The sequence below is a fragment of the Streptomyces sp. NPDC048584 genome, from assembly GCF_043199595.1.
Classification (GTDB): Bacteria; Actinomycetota; Actinomycetes; order Streptomycetales; family Streptomycetaceae; genus Streptomyces; species Streptomyces edwardsiae.
Genome location: NZ_JBICWF010000002.1, coordinates 657,370 through 672,302 on the forward strand (window position 1 = coordinate 657,370; position 14,933 = coordinate 672,302).

Annotated in this window: 13 protein-coding genes; 7 read left to right on the top strand and 6 right to left on the bottom strand. The window is 72.6% G+C overall.

Annotated elements, in window-relative coordinates:
- Nucleotides 1-151: 151 nt before the first annotated feature.
- Nucleotides 152-2,566, top strand: a complete 2,415-nt coding sequence (lon, locus tag ACGFR9_RS07300) for an endopeptidase La (RefSeq protein ID WP_393203770.1) — start codon at nt 152-154, stop codon at nt 2,564-2,566.
- A gap of 66 nt (nt 2,567-2,632) precedes the next feature.
- Here lon and ACGFR9_RS07305 read toward each other — a convergent pair whose 3' ends face one another.
- The gene (locus ACGFR9_RS07305; protein ID WP_393203772.1) at nt 2,633-3,448 is read right to left on the bottom strand and encodes a lysozyme; all 816 of its coding nucleotides are present in this window, start codon (nt 3,446-3,448) and stop codon (nt 2,633-2,635) included.
- Nucleotides 3,449-3,677: 229 nt separating this feature from the next.
- On the opposite strand from ACGFR9_RS07305, the gene ACGFR9_RS07310 reads away from it, so the two are divergent.
- Nucleotides 3,678-4,172, top strand: a complete 495-nt coding sequence (locus ACGFR9_RS07310) for a MarR family winged helix-turn-helix transcriptional regulator (RefSeq protein WP_393203774.1) — start codon at nt 3,678-3,680, stop codon at nt 4,170-4,172.
- Between the two features lie 206 nt (nt 4,173-4,378).
- Here ACGFR9_RS07310 and ACGFR9_RS07315 read toward each other — a convergent pair whose 3' ends face one another.
- Nucleotides 4,379-5,158 carry a protein phosphatase 2C domain-containing protein gene (locus ACGFR9_RS07315; RefSeq protein ID WP_393203776.1) on the bottom strand — a complete coding sequence of 260 codons (780 nt, stop codon included), beginning with the start codon at nt 5,156-5,158 and terminating at the stop codon, nt 4,379-4,381.
- Nucleotides 5,159-5,565: 407 nt separating this feature from the next.
- Between ACGFR9_RS07315 and ACGFR9_RS07320 the strand changes: the two genes are divergently transcribed.
- The 5 genes from ACGFR9_RS07320 to ACGFR9_RS07340 are packed head-to-tail and all read left to right on the top strand — an operon-like array spanning nt 5,566 to nt 11,669.
- A complete protein-coding gene (locus ACGFR9_RS07320; RefSeq protein WP_393203778.1) occupies nt 5,566-8,823 on the top strand; it encodes a nitrate- and nitrite sensing domain-containing protein in 3,258 nt (1,085 codons plus the stop codon).
- Nucleotides 8,820-9,359, top strand: coding sequence for a roadblock/LC7 domain-containing protein (locus ACGFR9_RS07325; protein ID WP_393203780.1), 540 nt, complete (start codon nt 8,820-8,822; stop codon nt 9,357-9,359). The genes ACGFR9_RS07320 and ACGFR9_RS07325 overlap by 4 nt, the downstream gene beginning before the upstream one ends.
- Entirely contained in the window at nt 9,356-9,775 is a 420-nt protein-coding gene (locus ACGFR9_RS07330) for a DUF742 domain-containing protein (protein WP_393203782.1), read from the top strand. The genes ACGFR9_RS07325 and ACGFR9_RS07330 overlap by 4 nt, the downstream gene beginning before the upstream one ends.
- Nucleotides 9,756-10,394 (top strand): ATP/GTP-binding protein, encoded by a 639-nt coding sequence (locus ACGFR9_RS07335; RefSeq protein WP_393203784.1) that lies wholly within the window; start codon nt 9,756-9,758, stop codon nt 10,392-10,394. Before ACGFR9_RS07330 ends, ACGFR9_RS07335 begins: the two co-directional genes overlap by 20 nt.
- A 21-nt stretch (nt 10,395-10,415) precedes the next feature.
- Nucleotides 10,416-11,669, top strand: coding sequence for a styrene monooxygenase/indole monooxygenase family protein (locus ACGFR9_RS07340; RefSeq protein WP_393203786.1), 1,254 nt, complete (start codon nt 10,416-10,418; stop codon nt 11,667-11,669).
- On the opposite strand, the gene ACGFR9_RS07345 is transcribed toward ACGFR9_RS07340, so the two are convergent.
- The 4 genes from ACGFR9_RS07345 to ACGFR9_RS07360 form a co-directional block, all read right to left on the bottom strand.
- Entirely contained in the window at nt 11,642-12,763 is a 1,122-nt protein-coding gene (locus tag ACGFR9_RS07345) for an NlpC/P60 family protein (RefSeq protein WP_393203788.1), read from the bottom strand. The genes ACGFR9_RS07340 and ACGFR9_RS07345 overlap by 28 nt on opposite strands.
- Nucleotides 12,764-12,866: 103 nt before the next feature.
- Nucleotides 12,867-13,181 carry a hypothetical protein gene (locus ACGFR9_RS07350; protein WP_393203790.1) on the bottom strand — a complete coding sequence of 105 codons (315 nt, stop codon included), beginning with the start codon at nt 13,179-13,181 and terminating at the stop codon, nt 12,867-12,869.
- A gap of 28 nt (nt 13,182-13,209) precedes the next feature.
- The gene (locus ACGFR9_RS07355) at nt 13,210-13,863 is read right to left on the bottom strand and encodes a TetR/AcrR family transcriptional regulator (RefSeq protein ID WP_393203792.1); all 654 of its coding nucleotides are present in this window, start codon (nt 13,861-13,863) and stop codon (nt 13,210-13,212) included.
- A 22-nt stretch (nt 13,864-13,885) separates the two neighbouring features.
- The gene (locus ACGFR9_RS07360) at nt 13,886-14,824 is read right to left on the bottom strand and encodes a diiron oxygenase (protein WP_393203794.1); all 939 of its coding nucleotides are present in this window, start codon (nt 14,822-14,824) and stop codon (nt 13,886-13,888) included.
- Nucleotides 14,825-14,933 lie beyond the last annotated feature (109 nt).

Sequence of the window (14,933 nt, forward strand, 5' to 3'; positions counted from 1 at the left end):
TGTTCATCCTGGCAGCTCCCCTTCCATGGCGGGCCGGGGCCTCATGTACCCCCCGGGGGTGATCGCTCAGAGCGAACGCGGCCTCGGGAACATTCGGCGGCTCTCCTGCATTGAGTCGGCATAGCTCAACTTGACTGCCGAAGGGGAGATCATGGCTACTGAGTCCGCACCGCTCGCCCTGCCTGTGCTGCCGCTCGACGACGAGGTCGTGCTGCCCGGGATGGTGGTTCCGCTGGACCTGAGCGATTCCGAGGTGCGCGCCGCGGTGGAGGCCGCCCAGGCCGCCGCCGGCACCGCGCCCGGGAAGCCGAAGGTGCTGCTGGTGCCACGCGTCGACGGGACCTACGCCGGGACCGGCGTACTGGGCACGGTCGAGCAGGTGGGCAGGCTGGCCGACGGCGACCCGGGCGCCCTGATCCGCGGCCGGGGCCGCGTCCGTATCGGCGCCGGGACCACCGGGCCGGGCGCCGCGCTGTGGGTGGAGGGCACCCGGATCGACGAGACCGTGCCCGAGCCGCTGCCCGGACACGTGACCGAACTGATGAAGGAGTACAAGGCGCTCGCCACCGCGTGGCTGCGCAAGCGCGGTGCCTGGCAGGTCGTCGACCGGGTCCAGGCCATCGAGGACGTCTCCGCGCTCGCCGACAACTCCGGCTACTCGCCGTTCCTGACCACCGAGCAGAAGTCCGCCCTGCTGGAGACCGGCGACCCGGTGGCCCGCCTCAGGCTCGCCACCCAGCAGCTGCGCGACCACCTCGCCGAGCAGGACGTCGCCGAGACCATCGCCAAGGACGTCCAGGAGGGCGTCGACAAGCAGCAGCGCGAGTTCCTGCTGCGCCGCCAGCTCGAAGCCGTACGCAAGGAACTGCGCGAGCTGGGCGGCGAGCAGGAGGGCGAGGAGTCCGACGACTACCGGGCCCGCGTCGAGGCCGCCGACCTGCCGGAGAAGGTCCGCGAGGCGGCGCTCAAGGAGGTCGACAAACTGGAGCGCTCCTCCGACCAGTCGCCCGAGGGCTCCTGGATCCGCACCTGGCTCGACACGGTCCTGGAGCTGCCGTGGAACGAGCGCACCGAGGACGCCTACGACATCCAGGGCGCCCAGTCCGTCCTGGACGCCGAGCACGCGGGCCTGCAGGACGTGAAGGAGCGGATCACCGAGTACCTGGCGGTGCGCAAGCGGCGCGTTGACCGGGGGCTCGGCGTGGTCGGCGGCCGGCGCGGCGGTGCCGTACTGGCCCTGGTGGGCCCGCCCGGCGTGGGCAAGACCTCGCTCGGCGAGTCCGTCGCCCACGCGATGGGCCGCACGTTCGTGCGCGTCGCCCTCGGCGGCGTCCGCGACGAGGCCGAGATCCGCGGCCACCGCCGTACGTACGTCGGCGCGCTGCCCGGCCGGATCGTCCGGGCGATCAAGGAGGCCGGTTCGATGAACCCGGTCGTCCTGCTCGACGAGATCGACAAGGTGGGCTCCGACTTCCGGGGCGACCCGGCCGCAGCCCTGCTCGAGGTCCTCGACCCGGCGCAGAACCACACCTTCCGGGACCACTACCTGGAGGTCGAGCTCGACCTGTCCGACGTCGTCTTCCTCGCGACGGCCAACGTCCTGGAGGCCATCCCGGAGGCCCTGCTCGACCGGATGGAGCTGGTCCGCCTGGACGGCTACACCGAGGACGAGAAGGTCGTCATCGCCCGTGACCACCTGCTCCCGCGCCAGCTGGAGCGGGCCGGCCTGGACAAGGACGAGGTGACGATCGACGAGGGCGCGCTGCGCAGGCTGGCCGGCGAGTACACGCGCGAGGCGGGCGTGCGCACCCTGGAGCGGTCCATCGCGCGGCTGCTGCGCAAGGTCGCGGCCCAGCACGAACTGGGGGAGCGGAAGCTGCCCTTCACCGTGACGGACGGCGAGCTGCGGGGCCTGATCGGACGGCCGCACCATGTGCCCGAGTCCGCCCAGGACCCGGCCGAGCGCCGTACCGCCGTTCCCGGTGTCGCCACCGGGCTCGCCGTGACCGGCGCCGGCGGTGACGTCCTCTATGTGGAGGCGTCGCTGGCCGACCCGGAGACGGGCGCGGCGGGGCTGACCCTGACCGGCCAGCTGGGTGACGTGATGAAGGAGTCGGCGCAGATCGCGCTGAGCTTCCTGCGCAGTCACGGCGCCGAGCTGGAGCTGCCGGTGGGCGACCTGAAGGACCGGGGAGCGCACATCCACTTCCCGGCGGGCGCGGTCCCCAAGGACGGCCCGAGCGCGGGCGTCACCATGACCACCGCTCTGGCCTCGCTGCTCTCCGGCCGGCTGGTCCGCACCGATGTGGCGATGACCGGCGAGGTCTCGCTCACCGGGCGGGTGCTGCCGATCGGCGGCGTGAAGCAGAAGCTGCTCGCCGCGCACCGCGCGGGGATCACCACGGTGATCATCCCCAAGCGCAACGAGCCCGACCTGGACGACGTCCCGGCGGAGGTGCTGGACAAGCTCGACGTCCACGCCGTCACCGATGTCCGGCAGGTCCTGGAACTGGCGCTGTCGCCCGCCACCAACGGGGCGGCGCCGGAGGTTCCGGTCGCGGTGTGACGGACGCGATCGGACGGGTGGGGCCCGGGTCCCGTGAGGGAGGCCCGGGCCTCACCCGTCTCCGGATCAGCCGGTCGCGAGGGCCCGTACGCGGTCCACGGTGCCGTTGAAGCGGTCGTGGTCGCCGACGGTCGGGCCGGTCGAGGTGTACTGCCACATCGTGTACGTGCTCCAGCCGGCCGGCAGTTCGCCCGCGGTGGAGGCGTACCGGGCGATCCACAGCGGGGTGGTGGAGGCGAAGCCCGCGTAGTCGCCGGTGCACTGCTTCCACCAGCTGGTCGCCGTGTAGATGACGGCGCTGCGGCCGGTGCGCTCGCGGTACCGGTCCAGGAAGTCGCGGATCCAGCCCACCATCGCGCTCTGCGACTTGCCGTAGCAGGCGTCGCCGTACGGGTTCCACTCGATGTCGAGCACGCCCGGCAGGGTGCGGCCGTCGGCGGACCAGGCGCCGCCGCGGGCGACGAAGTAGTCGGCCTGGGCGGAGCCGCTCGCGGTGTCGGGCGTGCCGAAGTGGTAGGCGCCGCGGATCATGCCGACGTCGTAGGAGCCGCCGTACTGCTGCGAGTGGTACGGGTTGGTGTAGTACGTGCCCTCCGTGGCCTTGGCGTAGGCCCAGCGGACGCCGCTGTTCCACAGGGTCGTCCAGGCGACGTTGCCCTGGTGGCTGGAGACGTCCACGCCCTCCGTCTGGGTGGAGCGGGCGGTGGGCAGGCCGTGCTGCCCGTCGTGGTCGAGCACGCCCATACCCATGTGGGCGGAGCCGCGCGGAGGGGCGCTGGGGGAGGAGCCGGCCGCGCCGGCCGAGTGGGGGAGGGAGAGCAGCGCGAGCAGGACCGCGCCGGCGGTCGCGAGCGCGCGTATGCGGGATCTGTGCACAGGCATGACGCATCTCCGAAAGGTCGGTGGGGCGAACCCGGAATGTGAGCCACATTGCTGGCGTGTTGTGGGCATGCCACTTGATCGCCTGGTGGGGAAAGTGCGTACGTGGACCACGACGGGACGGGGTGGCCGCTCCGCCGATGGTCTACGCCTGCGAAATACTGGTGGAGCTGGGGCGACGTCGCCACTTGGCGGGAAACTTTCAGAACCGGAAACCTGAGCAGGGGCGAACGTGCACGAAGACGGGAACGGCGGCGAGGAGCGGGGCGCGTCCGCGTCATCCGCGCGAGGTGTGGATCAGCCCGGATTCCTCGCGCTGGAGCGTGAGTTGACGGTGCTGCTGCGACGGGCGCGGGCCAGTCAGGGGGAGATGTCCCGGGCCGTGCACCCGGAGCTGGAGCCGTCCGCGTACGGGCTGCTGGTCCGTCTGGATGAGTGCGGGCGGCAGCGGGCGACCGAGCTGGCCGGCTACATCGGGGTCGGCAAGGCGACGATGTCGCGGCAGCTGCGGGCGCTGGAGGAGCTGGGGCTGGTGGTCCGGGAGCCGGATCCCGCGGATGGGCGGGCGTGGTTGATCGCGCTGACGGGGGAGGGGCAGGAGCGGGTGCGGCGGGTTCGGGAGGCCCGGCGGGCGCGGTATGCGGGGCGGTTGGCGGACTGGGATCCGGCGGAGGTTTCGGAGCTTGCCCGGTTGTTGGGGCAGTTGAACCGGGGGATGGAGCGGTAAGGCGGGCGGCGGGGCTGTTCGTGTCTGCAGGGGGTCGCTGCTTGTGGGTGCGGGGTGCGGGTGGGTGTGCGCCGGCCCCGCTGGAGGGGGTGCCGCCGCGCCCACCCTCCCTCACTCTCGGCTTCGCTCGAGCGGGGGGACCCCCATCGCCCCAGCGGCACGACTGCCCGCAGCCGCGGGGTGCGGATGCGCGGGGTTGCCCGCGGCTACCGCGTCAGCTCTGTGTAGATCACCGTCGCGTCGTCGTGGGTTTTGCCCCGACGGGGTGGGCCCGTGCGTTCCAGGGTTCGTACGTGCTGGACGAGGGCGTGGGCGCCTTCCTTGCGGATCAGGGTGAGGCAGTCGGACCAGGTGCCCTGGTGGAAGCGGTCGACCCAGCGGGTCGCGCCGTCCGTCATGGCCGCCAGGGCGCGTACCTCGGTGCGGGGCAGGGAACCGGTGACCGCGCGGGACGCCACCGACGGGTCCGCCGCCACCGTGAAGAAGCCGCCCTCCTTGTTGCGCAGCGTGCTGTCGACCAGGGCGTCGGTGGCCAGGGCCGCCCGGGGGATGCGGTCCAGCCGGTCGTCCAGCAGTGCGGTGACCGTGCCGTCCGGGGACTCCACGAGCAGCGCCGAGTCGGACAGCACCAGGTACTCCACCGAGGCCGGTGACCAGCGGGCCAGCGCCACCGTTGCCTGAGGTGTACGGGGGTGAGAAAGGTCACAGGTTGACGCGTGACTCCCCGCGGTACGCGCGATGGCCAGGGAAAGCAGCTCGGCCAGTGGAACATCCGGGCGGGAAACGGTCAGTTCGGTCAGCGCCCCGCCCAGCCGGGCGGTGAACCAGGGCACGGAATGCAGACATCCGCCGCCGTTCCGGGGCGGCGTGACCCCGTCCAGCACCACGAGCGAACCGCCCTGCCCGGACGCCGGAAGCCCGACGCTCGCGAAGTCCTCGTTGGGGCGGCCGGGGTCACCGGGCTCCGAAACAAGCTCAGTACGCATCCGGCCAGTCTGCACGAGCCCTCCACAAGGGCCGTGGAGATGTCTGGCTCGTCGCCCGTTCCGCCAGGCCGCGCAGGTGAGGCGCCTGTTTTGGGGGCAAATGCGGCGCTCCGGGAAGACGTGGCGGCGAATATTGCCACCGCCCGCCGCAGACGTCCAACCGGCGTGCCGCGCACGGCCGCTGCGACGGGCAACGGAACTTGCCCCTCAACTCGCCTCCGGGGTTCACTCCTTCGAGTGGCGGGTCCGGTGATGCGCATCCACTGCCCGCGGTCGCTGGGAGGGTCGGGGAGCGATGGGGGCGCCTCGCTGTCCGAGCACGGTCAGGAGCTCGGGGTGAACGCCCGCACCCGTTGACGGAGCGTCACCCGGACCCACGGGTACACGAGTCAGGATTGCGAGCACCGGTGCAGAAGTCGCGGCCTCGTCGCACAGGCAAGCAGACGGCCCCCACGGGGGACGCGGAGCAGGCGCCCCGCGTAGGCAGGGGCAGGCCCACCCATGTACGCAACCGGCTCATCGTCGCCGTGGCCGTGGTGGCCGCGGCGATCGCCGCGGCCGGGGCACCCTCCGTACTCGCGTCCTCCGGGGAGCTCGCGGACTCGCAGGAGCTGGTGACGCTCGCCGAGCAGACCCAGGACTCCCTCGCGCTGGCCCACTCGCTCGCCGACGAGCGCGACGAGGCCGTCCCCTACATCGCGGCGGGGCGGCCCAAGGACAAGGCGCCCTCCGAGGAGCACAGCGCCCGCGTCGACCGGCAGGTCGAGGAGCTGCGCGCCGACACCGACATCCCGACGGAGCTGCGCGAAGGGCTGGACGCCGTCGCGGCCGTACGCAGAGCGGCGCTCACGGGCAAGAGCAGTGCTCTCGAAGCGCATCAGGCGTACTCCACCGCCATCACCCAGCTGCACCGGCTCGCCGAACAGCTGGCGGAGCGGACCCCGCCGCGCGCCGGCTCCGGCGCCCACGCGCTCGCCGAGCTGGACTCCGCCGTCCAGCAGGCCGCCGCCACCCGCGGACTGCTGCTGGCCGCGCTGAACGTGCCGACCACCACCCAGACCGTGATCGACCCGATCACCGGCCTGCCCTCCACCGTCACCGGCTCCACGGACGCCGACACCAAGCGCCGCGACGCGCTGACCTCCGCCGCACTCCAGGCTCGGCTGCGCTCCGACGCGGCCCTCGCCGACTTCCGCGAGACCGCGCCGAAGACCGCGCGCGGCTCCTACGACTCCACGGTCACCGGTCCCGAGGTCGAGACCGCCGAGAAGTACCTGGCGAGCCTCACCGACGAGCCGACGCTCTCCGACGACGACCTCGGCACCAGCACCAAGAAGCTGACGGCGGCGCTCACCGCGCGGATCGAGACGATGCGCGGCGTGGAGTCCGCCCTCTTCGACCAGCGCACCAAGGACCTCGCCCAGCTCCGCGACGACGACGTCACCGCGCTGGAGATCAGGGTCGCCGTCCTCGGTGCCCTGATGCTGCTCACGATCGGCGTCGCCACCGCGATGGCCCGCACGCTCACGCGTCCGCTGTCGGTGCTGCGCCGGGGCTCCGCCCGGCTCGCCGAGGCGGAGGACCCCGCCGCTCAGGAACCGGTCGCCTTCACCGGTCGCAACGACGAGTTCGCGCAGGTCGTCCGCTCCGTCAACGCCCTCCGCGCGCACGCCGCCGCGCTCGCCGAGCGGATCGCCACCCTGGAGGCCGACCGCAAGCATCTCGTCGGCCAGCGGCAGAAGATGGCCGACGCCCGTGAGGAACTCCGTACCGAACTCGCCGAGTCCGCCGCCCATCTGGAGCGGATGCGGGCCGGGATCGGCGGCACGTTCGTCAACCTCGCGCTGCGTACCCTCGGACTGGTCGAGCGGCAACTCGGCGTCATCGAGGGGCTGGAGGAGCGTGAGGACGACCCGGACCGGCTGGCCACCCTCTTCAAGCTCGACCACTTCGCCACGGTGATGCGCCGGCACAGCGAGAACCTTCTCGTCCTCGCCGGCACCGAGCACATCCAGCACGCGGCGGGCCCGGTCCCGCTGGTGGACGTCGTACGGGCCGCGGTCAGCGAGATCGAGCGGTACGAGCGGGTACGGATCGCGGCGCTGCCGCCGCACGCGCACATCGCCGGGTTCGCCGCGGACGACCTGTCGCATCTGCTCGCCGAACTCATGGAGAACGCCACCTCGTTCTCGCCGCCCGATCTGCCCGTGGAGATCTCCGGCTGGCTGCTGGAGAACGGCGAGGTGATGCTCTCCGTCCAGGACGAGGGCATCGGCATGACCGGGGAGCGGCTGGAGCGGCTCAACGCCCGGCTGGCCGACTTCGACCCGGAGGTCACCTACGACGCGGAGGCCGAGGACGGTCTCGGCCTCGGGCTGTACGTCGTGGCCCGGCTCGCCCACCGGCACGGGGTGCGGGTCAAGCTGCGCGAGCAGAAGCAGGGCGGCATCGCCGCGGTCGTGGTCCTCCCCGATCCCCTGCTGGCGTCCGCCACGCCCGACGCGGTCCCCGCGTCCGTCGCCGCGACCGGGTACGCCCTGCCGGGCGCCGACGCCGAGGCCAACTCCAACGTCCTGCACGGCCGCACCGAGCCGGACGACCCGCTGGTCGCCCTCGCGGAGAAGGCGCTGCGCCAGGACGCGGCCGGCGAGGTGACGCCGGGCGAGCCGACGGGGACGGACTCCGCGGAGGAGCCCTCGCGGGCACCCGCGGGAGATGCCGGCGCGCCGGCCCCGAACGATGCCGGTCGACCGGCGGACGCTCCCGCCGAAGACGCGGAGGATGCCGCCCCGACCGGCGAGGAGGACACTGCACCGGCCCGTGCGGACGAGACCGCACCGGCTCAGACGGACGAGACCGCACCGGCTCACGCGGGCGAGACCCAGTCGGCCCGTGCGGGCGTGACGCCACCGGCTCGTGCGGGCGCGGGCGAGACCCCGTCGGCCCGTGCGGGGCATGACGGCGCGGAAGGTGCGGCCGACGCCGACGTGCCGGTCGAGCGGCCCGCCGAAGTCACGATGGAACTGCTGATCCCGGCACAGCCGAAGGGCGAGAGGGTCCGCCCGGGGTCGGGTCACACCGGCGGCGGGGACGACGGCACGCCCGAGGCCGCGGACGCGGCTCCGCAGCCGTTCGACGCGGGTACGGACGACGCCGTCCGCCCGGGGGCCGGTCACGCGACCGCGGACGAGGAGCCCCCTTCCGCCGTCGCGAGCGAGCCGGCCGGCGAGGACACCGAGGGCGCCGCCGAACCGGCTTCGGCCGCCAAGGACGTACCCGCGGCGGACGCGGCCCCCGGGGACGCCCCCGCCGCCCCGGCAGGCCCCCCGCGCCGGCCGGCCGCCGCGGCCGCCCCCACGGCGGACGCCGACGCCGAGCACACCCGCGCCCCCGACGGAGACGCCGAGGACGACGACCCCGTCACCGCCAAGGGCCTGCCCAAACGCACACCCAGAATCACCGCGCCCACCGACGTCCCGCGCCCGCGTTCCGGGGCCGTGGACGCCGAGGCGCTGCGCCGCCGGCTCGGCGGCTTCCGCCGGGGGGCGGACGCCGGGCGCCGGGACGTAGAGGCGGAACTCGCCGAGCCGACCGGTGACCACGAGGCGCCGGCCGCGGCATCCGAAGAGACCACGGGGGAAACCGTCGAGGAGGCAAGCAGTTGACCGCGCCCAGTACTGTCGGACTGAGCAGTGAGGCCCGTAACCTGCACTGGCTGCTGAGCAACCTCGTCGAGGAGGTGCCCGGCATCCTCTCCGTCGCGGTCGTCTCCTCCGACGGCCTGCTCCTGCTCTCCTCCGACGACACCCTCCCCCACGCTCGAACAGCCTCGCGCGAGGGGACCCCCGGCGGCCAGGCCCTCGAAGCGAGAACCGGCAGACGCGCCGGCCCCCGCGGCTCCACCGCCGACCTCGCCACCGTCGTCTCCGGCATCGGCAGCCTCACCGTCGGCGCCTCGAAGCTGATGGACTACGGACCGGTCAAGCACACGATGGTGGCGATGGACGAGGGCAGCCTGTTCGTGATGTCCATCAGCGACGGCTCCCTGCTCGGTGTGCACGGCTCCGCGGACTGCGACATGAGCGTGGTGGCGTACCACATGGCCCTGTTCGTCGGCCGGGCCGGCCACGTCCTCACCCCGGAACTGCGCAGCGAGTTGCGCCAGTCCCTGGAGAACGAGTCCACCGGGAGCGCCCGTTGAGCAAACCCAGGAAGCACCTCCCGGTCCGCGGCGGTGACCGCAAACCCGCCCGGGTGCGCCCCTATTCGCTCACCGGCGGCCGTACCCGCTTCGGCCATGTCCTCCTCGTCGAGACGTTCGTCGGCGCCACGGCCGCGCTCGAAGCCGCCGACGAGCGCAAGGAGTTGACGAACGGTCCGCTGGGCGCCCGGGTGATGCCGGAGATGCGGGCCATCGTCGAACTGTGCCGCCGTATGCGTACGGTGGCCGAGATCGCCGCGCTGCTGAGGATGCCCCTCGGTGTGGTCCGGGTCCTGTTGAGCGACCTCGCGGACCAGGGAAAGATCCGTGTCTACGGAACGGGAACCGGCCACGGCACGGGCCGCCCGGACCGCGCGCTGCTGGAAAGGGTGCTGAGTGGACTCCGTCGTCTCTGACGCCGCTCGTGGTGTCTCCCCGCTCGTCGACGACGACGAGCCCCTGCGCCCCTGGCAGATGGACCGCACCCGTGCGCCCATCGCCACGAAGATAGTCGTGGCGGGCGGCTTCGGCGTCGGCAAGACCACGCTCGTCACCACCGTCTCGGAGATCACGCCCCTGGAGACCGAGGCGCTGATGACCGAGGCGAGCGCCGGGCTCGACGACCTCACCGCCACGCCGGACAAGCTGACCACCACCGTGGCCATGGACTTCGGCCGCATCACGCTCGACGACGACCTGGTGCTCTACGTCTTCGGCACGCCCGGCCAGCAGCGGTTCTGGTTCATGTGGGACGACCTGGTGCGCGGCGCGATCGGTGCCGTCGTCCTCGCCGACACCCGCCGCCTCAAGGACTCCTGGCCCGCGCTGGACTACTTCGAGAGCTGCGGACTGCCGTACATCGTCGCGGTCAACCACTTCGACGGCAGTGAGCGGTTCGACGCCGACGACGTGCGGGAGGCGTTGACGATCCCCGCGCACATACCTGTCATGATCATGGATGCGCGCCGCCGGATCTCGGTCATCGAGACCCTCCTGTCCCTCGTGGGCCACGCGCTGGACGAAACCCCCGAGTAATCCCCTAGGAGCGTCCCCCGTATGCGGAAGATACTCGTCGTCGGAGCCGGCCAGTCCGGTCTCCAGCTCGCCCTCGGCCTCCAGTCGCACGGGTACGAGGTCACCCTGATGTCCAACCGGACCGCGGACGAGATCCGTACCGGACGGGTGATGTCGACGCAGTGCATGTTCCACACCGCTCTCCAGCACGAACGCGATCTCCAGCTGAACTTCTGGGAGTCCCAGGCCCCGAAGATCCAGGGGCTCGGCGTCTCGGTCGCGGCCCCCGGCTCCTTCGACCCGGGCCCGTCGCAGCGCGCCATCGACTGGCTGGGCCGGCTCGACGGCTTCGCGCAGTCGGTGGACCAGCGGGTGAAGATGGCGGGCTGGATGGAGACCTTCGCCCAGCGCGGCGGCCAGCTCGTCATCCACGGCGCGGCGGTCGGTGACCTCGACTACTTCTCCCGCGCGTACGACCTGGTGCTCGTCGCCGCCGGCAAGGGCGAGCTCGTGCAGATGTTCGGCCGGGACGCCTCGCGCTCCCCGTACGACGAGCCGCAGCGCGCCCTCGCCGTCGCCTACGTCCACGGCCTCGGCCCGCGTCCCGAACACCCGGACACGGAGGCGGTCCGCTGCAACCTGGTCCCCGGCGTCGGCGAGATGTTCATCATGCCGACGGTCACCACGTCGGGCCGCGCCGACATCCTGTTCTGGGAGGGCATACCCGGCGGCCCGCTCGACGCCTTCAAGGACGTCAAGGACCCGGCGGAGCACCTCTCCCTGACCCTGGAACTCATGGAGACGTTCCTCCCCTGGGAGTACGCGCGGGCCACCAAGGTCGAACTGACCGACGCCGGCGCCACCTTGGCCGGCCGCTACGCCCCCACGGTCCGCAACCCCATCGGCCGGCTGCCCGGCGGCGGACTCGTCCTCGGCGTCGCCGACGTGGTCGTGGCCAACGACCCGATCACCGGCCAGGGCTCCAACTCGGCCTCCAAATGCGCCGCTTCCTATCTCGCCTCGATCGTCGAGCACGGCGAGAAGGAGTTCGACGAGACCTGGATGCGGGCCACGTTCGACCGCTACTGGGAGACGGCGCGGCACGTCACCAAGTGGACGAACACCATGCTCGCCCCGCCGCCGGAGCACGTCCTGAACCTCCTCGGCGCCGCCGGACAGCTCCAGCCGGTCGCCGACCGCTTCGCCAACGGCTTCGACGACCCGTCCGACTTCGAGAACTTCTTCTACGACCCGGAGAAGACGGGGAGCTACCTGGCGGAGGTCTCCGGGGCGTGACCGGTGCCGGAGGCCGCCCCCGCGGGGAGCTCCGGCGGTTCGTACCGCCGTACGGCCTCCCCGGCCGGGTCGGGACGTACGGCGCCCAGCACCGGGCCGGCCGCGATCGGGGACACCTTGATCCGCGCGCCGGGGCGGGGCGCCTGCACCACCATGCCGTCGCCGAGGTAGAGGGCGACATGCGTGGCCTCCGGGAAGTACACGACGAGGTCGCCCGGCCGCAGCTCGTCCAGCGGAACCCGCTCCAGCCGGGCCCACTGCTCCTGGCTGGTCCGGGGGACAGGTGTCCCGGCGGCGCCCCACGCCTCGGAGGTCAGCCCCGAGCAGTCGTACGCCGTCGGCCCCTCCGCCCCCCACTCGTAGGGCTTGCCGAGCTGCTCCACCGCGTACCGTACGGCCCGTTCACCGGCCGGGGTGGGGGCGTGGGTGCCGCTCAGCGCGCCGGAGGCGACGAGTTCCCGCTGGGCTTCGGCGGTGTGGGCCCGCTCCAGGTCGGCGAGCGCGGTGAGCTGTCCGGGGGTGAGCGAGGCGAGGAGCGCCTCGACCGCGTGGAGCCGGGTGCGGACCTGGTCCCGCTCCTTCTCCCGCCGCTCGGCGAGGGCGGTGCGGGCGTCGAGGGCCTTGCGGGCCCGGCGGGCCAGCTCGACGGCCTTCCTCGTGTCACCGGTCAGCCGGCCCACCGTCGCCGCCCGCTCCCGCGCCAGCTGCCCGATCACATGCCCCTGGTCGAGCGCCCGCTGCGGATCGTGCGCGAGCAGCAGCCGTACGTAGGGGGAGAGGCCGGTGACGCTCTGGTACTGCTGCCGGGCCAGCCGTCCGGCGGCGCCCCTGCTGTCGTGCAGGGAGTCCCGGCTGCGGGCGAGGGCGCGGTCCAGCCGCTCGGTCTCGGCGCGCTGCCTCTTCAGCCGCTCCTCGGTGGCGTTGTAGCTCTCGGTGGCCTTCTCCGCCTCCCGGTACAGGGTCTGAAGCTGCGTCAGCAGTCCGGCGACGGAACGCGCGCCGGGTTCCGGGGCGGCCGCGGCAGCACCGGGCGCGAGAACCGCCCCGGCCGTCAGTGCCGCCGTACACACCAGACGCAATAGCCTTCCTGACACTTCATCACCTCCGACCCGGGGCGGCAGGTCCGCTCCGCATCGCGAGCATCAGGCGGGTGCGCGCGGTCCGCGCGCCGAGTGTGCGCGGTTCGGCGCAACCCGGTCACCCGTTCGCGTCGTCCGGCTTGCCCCGCGGCGTGGCGTCTGGATCGGGCGCCGGTTTCGACCATGGCCATCTGCGGCCGTCGCCGGCCCGGCCCGTGGGGTCGTACAGATACCTCCACCCCCGCGTCAGCCCGGTCCGGGTGCCGCGCCCCCGGGGCACCCGCCGGTAGACCAGCACGGTGGGCGCGCCGCCGTCCGGGGCCGGGACGGGGATGCGGTACGTCTTCGGCGGGTGCCCGGTGATGCCCAGCAGCACGGGCAGGACGCGCCCGTCCATGGGCCCGCCCTCGAACGGGGTGTCTTCGCTCTTCACGCCACCAGTGTCGGTGATGCGCCGCGCGTCAGAGGTCCATGGCCAGCGCCTGGACCAGGGCGTCGGTCTGCGCGTCGCGCCGCGCGGTCACCGCGAGGACCGCCACGAACTGCTCCACGAGCCAGTCCCGCAGCTCGTCCGGCGGGGGCTGCTTCTCCTCGTCGAGCCAGATCAGGGAGGCCGCCTCCACGGCGGTGATCCACATCCGGATGGTCATCCGCAGCCGGGGCCCGGGCTCGGCGACGCCGAGGTGGCTGAGGATGTGCTCGGCGGCGGCCCGCCGCACCCCGTCGACGATCGCGGTCGTACGGGAGGTCTCCACCACGCTGCCGCCCTGGAGCAGCGCGCTGAACCCGGTGCCGTGCTCGTCGACGAAGCCGAGATAGCGGTCTAGGGCGCGGGAGAGGCGGGGCAGCAGCGGCCCCTCGTGCGGCTCGTCGAAGCAGGTGCGCAGCTCGTCGGCGGCGGAGTGCAGGGCCGCCTCGTACAACTGCTGCTTGCCGCCCGGGAAGTACCGGTACACCAGGGGGCGGGACACGCCGGCCGCCTCCGCCACGTCGTCCAGGGAGACGTCCTCGGGGGCGCGGTGGGCGAAGAGGGACAGCGCGGCCTCCAGCAACTGGCTGCGACGCTCCTCGACGCTGAGCCGCCGGTAGGCGGGGGTGGAGGCCTGCGGGGTCATGCCCGCAGGGTATCCGCCCGCCCTAGGCGAGCAGCCCCGACGACTGCCACAGCTTCCGGCCGACTCCGCGCAGTACGCCGATGTCGTCCAGGAAGTCGGTCAGCTTGCGCGCACCCTGCTGCATCACGTCGCGCCGGTGGCCGCTCGCCCTGACCTGGGCGACGGCCGCGCGCCGGTCCAGGCCCACGTTCGTGTACACCTCGGGGTTGATGAAGGCCACGGAGAACACCCGGGCGAACTCCCCGGAGGTGACCCGGGTGAACTCCCGCGACCACTTCGGCGCGGTCACCATCTGGCGCCGCAGTTCCTCACGGGCGTACCGCACATGCCGCGCCTCCTCGATCACGTGGATGCGCGTGACGCCCCGGATCAGCGGCTGGACCCGCTCGTCCGGGAAGGTCAGCCGCTGCATCCAGTCCAGGACCTCCTCGCCGAGCAGGGTGGCGGTGAAGGAGCCGGGGGTGGTGGAGACCGTCTTGAAGAGCCGGCCGAGGTTCTGGTGCATCCGGCCCACCGGATACCAGGGCGTACCGCCGCGCGCGATGACCCGGGCGAACATCTTGGAGTGCCGGCACTCGTCCTCGATCTCGGTGAGGGCGTACCGTACATGCGCGCTGGTCGCGGACTTGTCGTAGATGTGCCGGACCAGCAGCTGCATCAGGATCAGCTCGAACCAGATACCGAGCGAGGCCAGCGCCGCCGCCTCGTGCCGCGACAGCAGGACGCGCTGCTCCTCGCTCATCCGCCGCCACATCGGGGTGTCGTACAGCGACACCAGCTCCGGGGGCCAGAACCACTTCCCCTCCTCGAAGGGCGCCTCCCAGTCCAGTTCCCTGTCCGGATCGAAGGAGTGCCTGGCGGAGGACTCGAGCAGTCGCCGGGCCACCTGCTCCCGGTCCTTGAGCATCCCGAGCGCGTCCCGCAGCCCATCGAGCGCCTCGGCTTCGGACAGGGTCGTCATGACGGGTTCCACCTCGAAGACGTCTCGGGTCACCGACGGTTCACCCACTTATAAGACTGCCTGTCAGCAAGCCCGTCAATCCCTTGGGCGGGACTTGTCGACGACGGAA

What these genes read in the sequence shown, in the direction of transcription:
- lon (WP_393203770.1), top strand. Translation starts at nt 152, where the DNA reads ATGGCTACTGAGTCCGCACCGCTCGCCCTGCCTGTGCTGCCGCTCGAC.
- ACGFR9_RS07305 (WP_393203772.1), bottom strand. Translation starts at nt 3,448, where the DNA reads ATGCCTGTGCACAGATCCCGCATACGCGCGCTCGCGACCGCCGGCGCG.
- ACGFR9_RS07315 (WP_393203776.1), bottom strand. Translation starts at nt 5,158, where the DNA reads ATGCGTACTGAGCTTGTTTCGGAGCCCGGTGACCCCGGCCGCCCCAAC.
- ACGFR9_RS07340 (WP_393203786.1), top strand. Translation starts at nt 10,416, where the DNA reads ATGCGGAAGATACTCGTCGTCGGAGCCGGCCAGTCCGGTCTCCAGCTC.
- ACGFR9_RS07355 (WP_393203792.1), bottom strand. Translation starts at nt 13,863, where the DNA reads ATGACCCCGCAGGCCTCCACCCCCGCCTACCGGCGGCTCAGCGTCGAG.
- ACGFR9_RS07360 (WP_393203794.1), bottom strand. Translation starts at nt 14,824, where the DNA reads ATGACGACCCTGTCCGAAGCCGAGGCGCTCGATGGGCTGCGGGACGCG.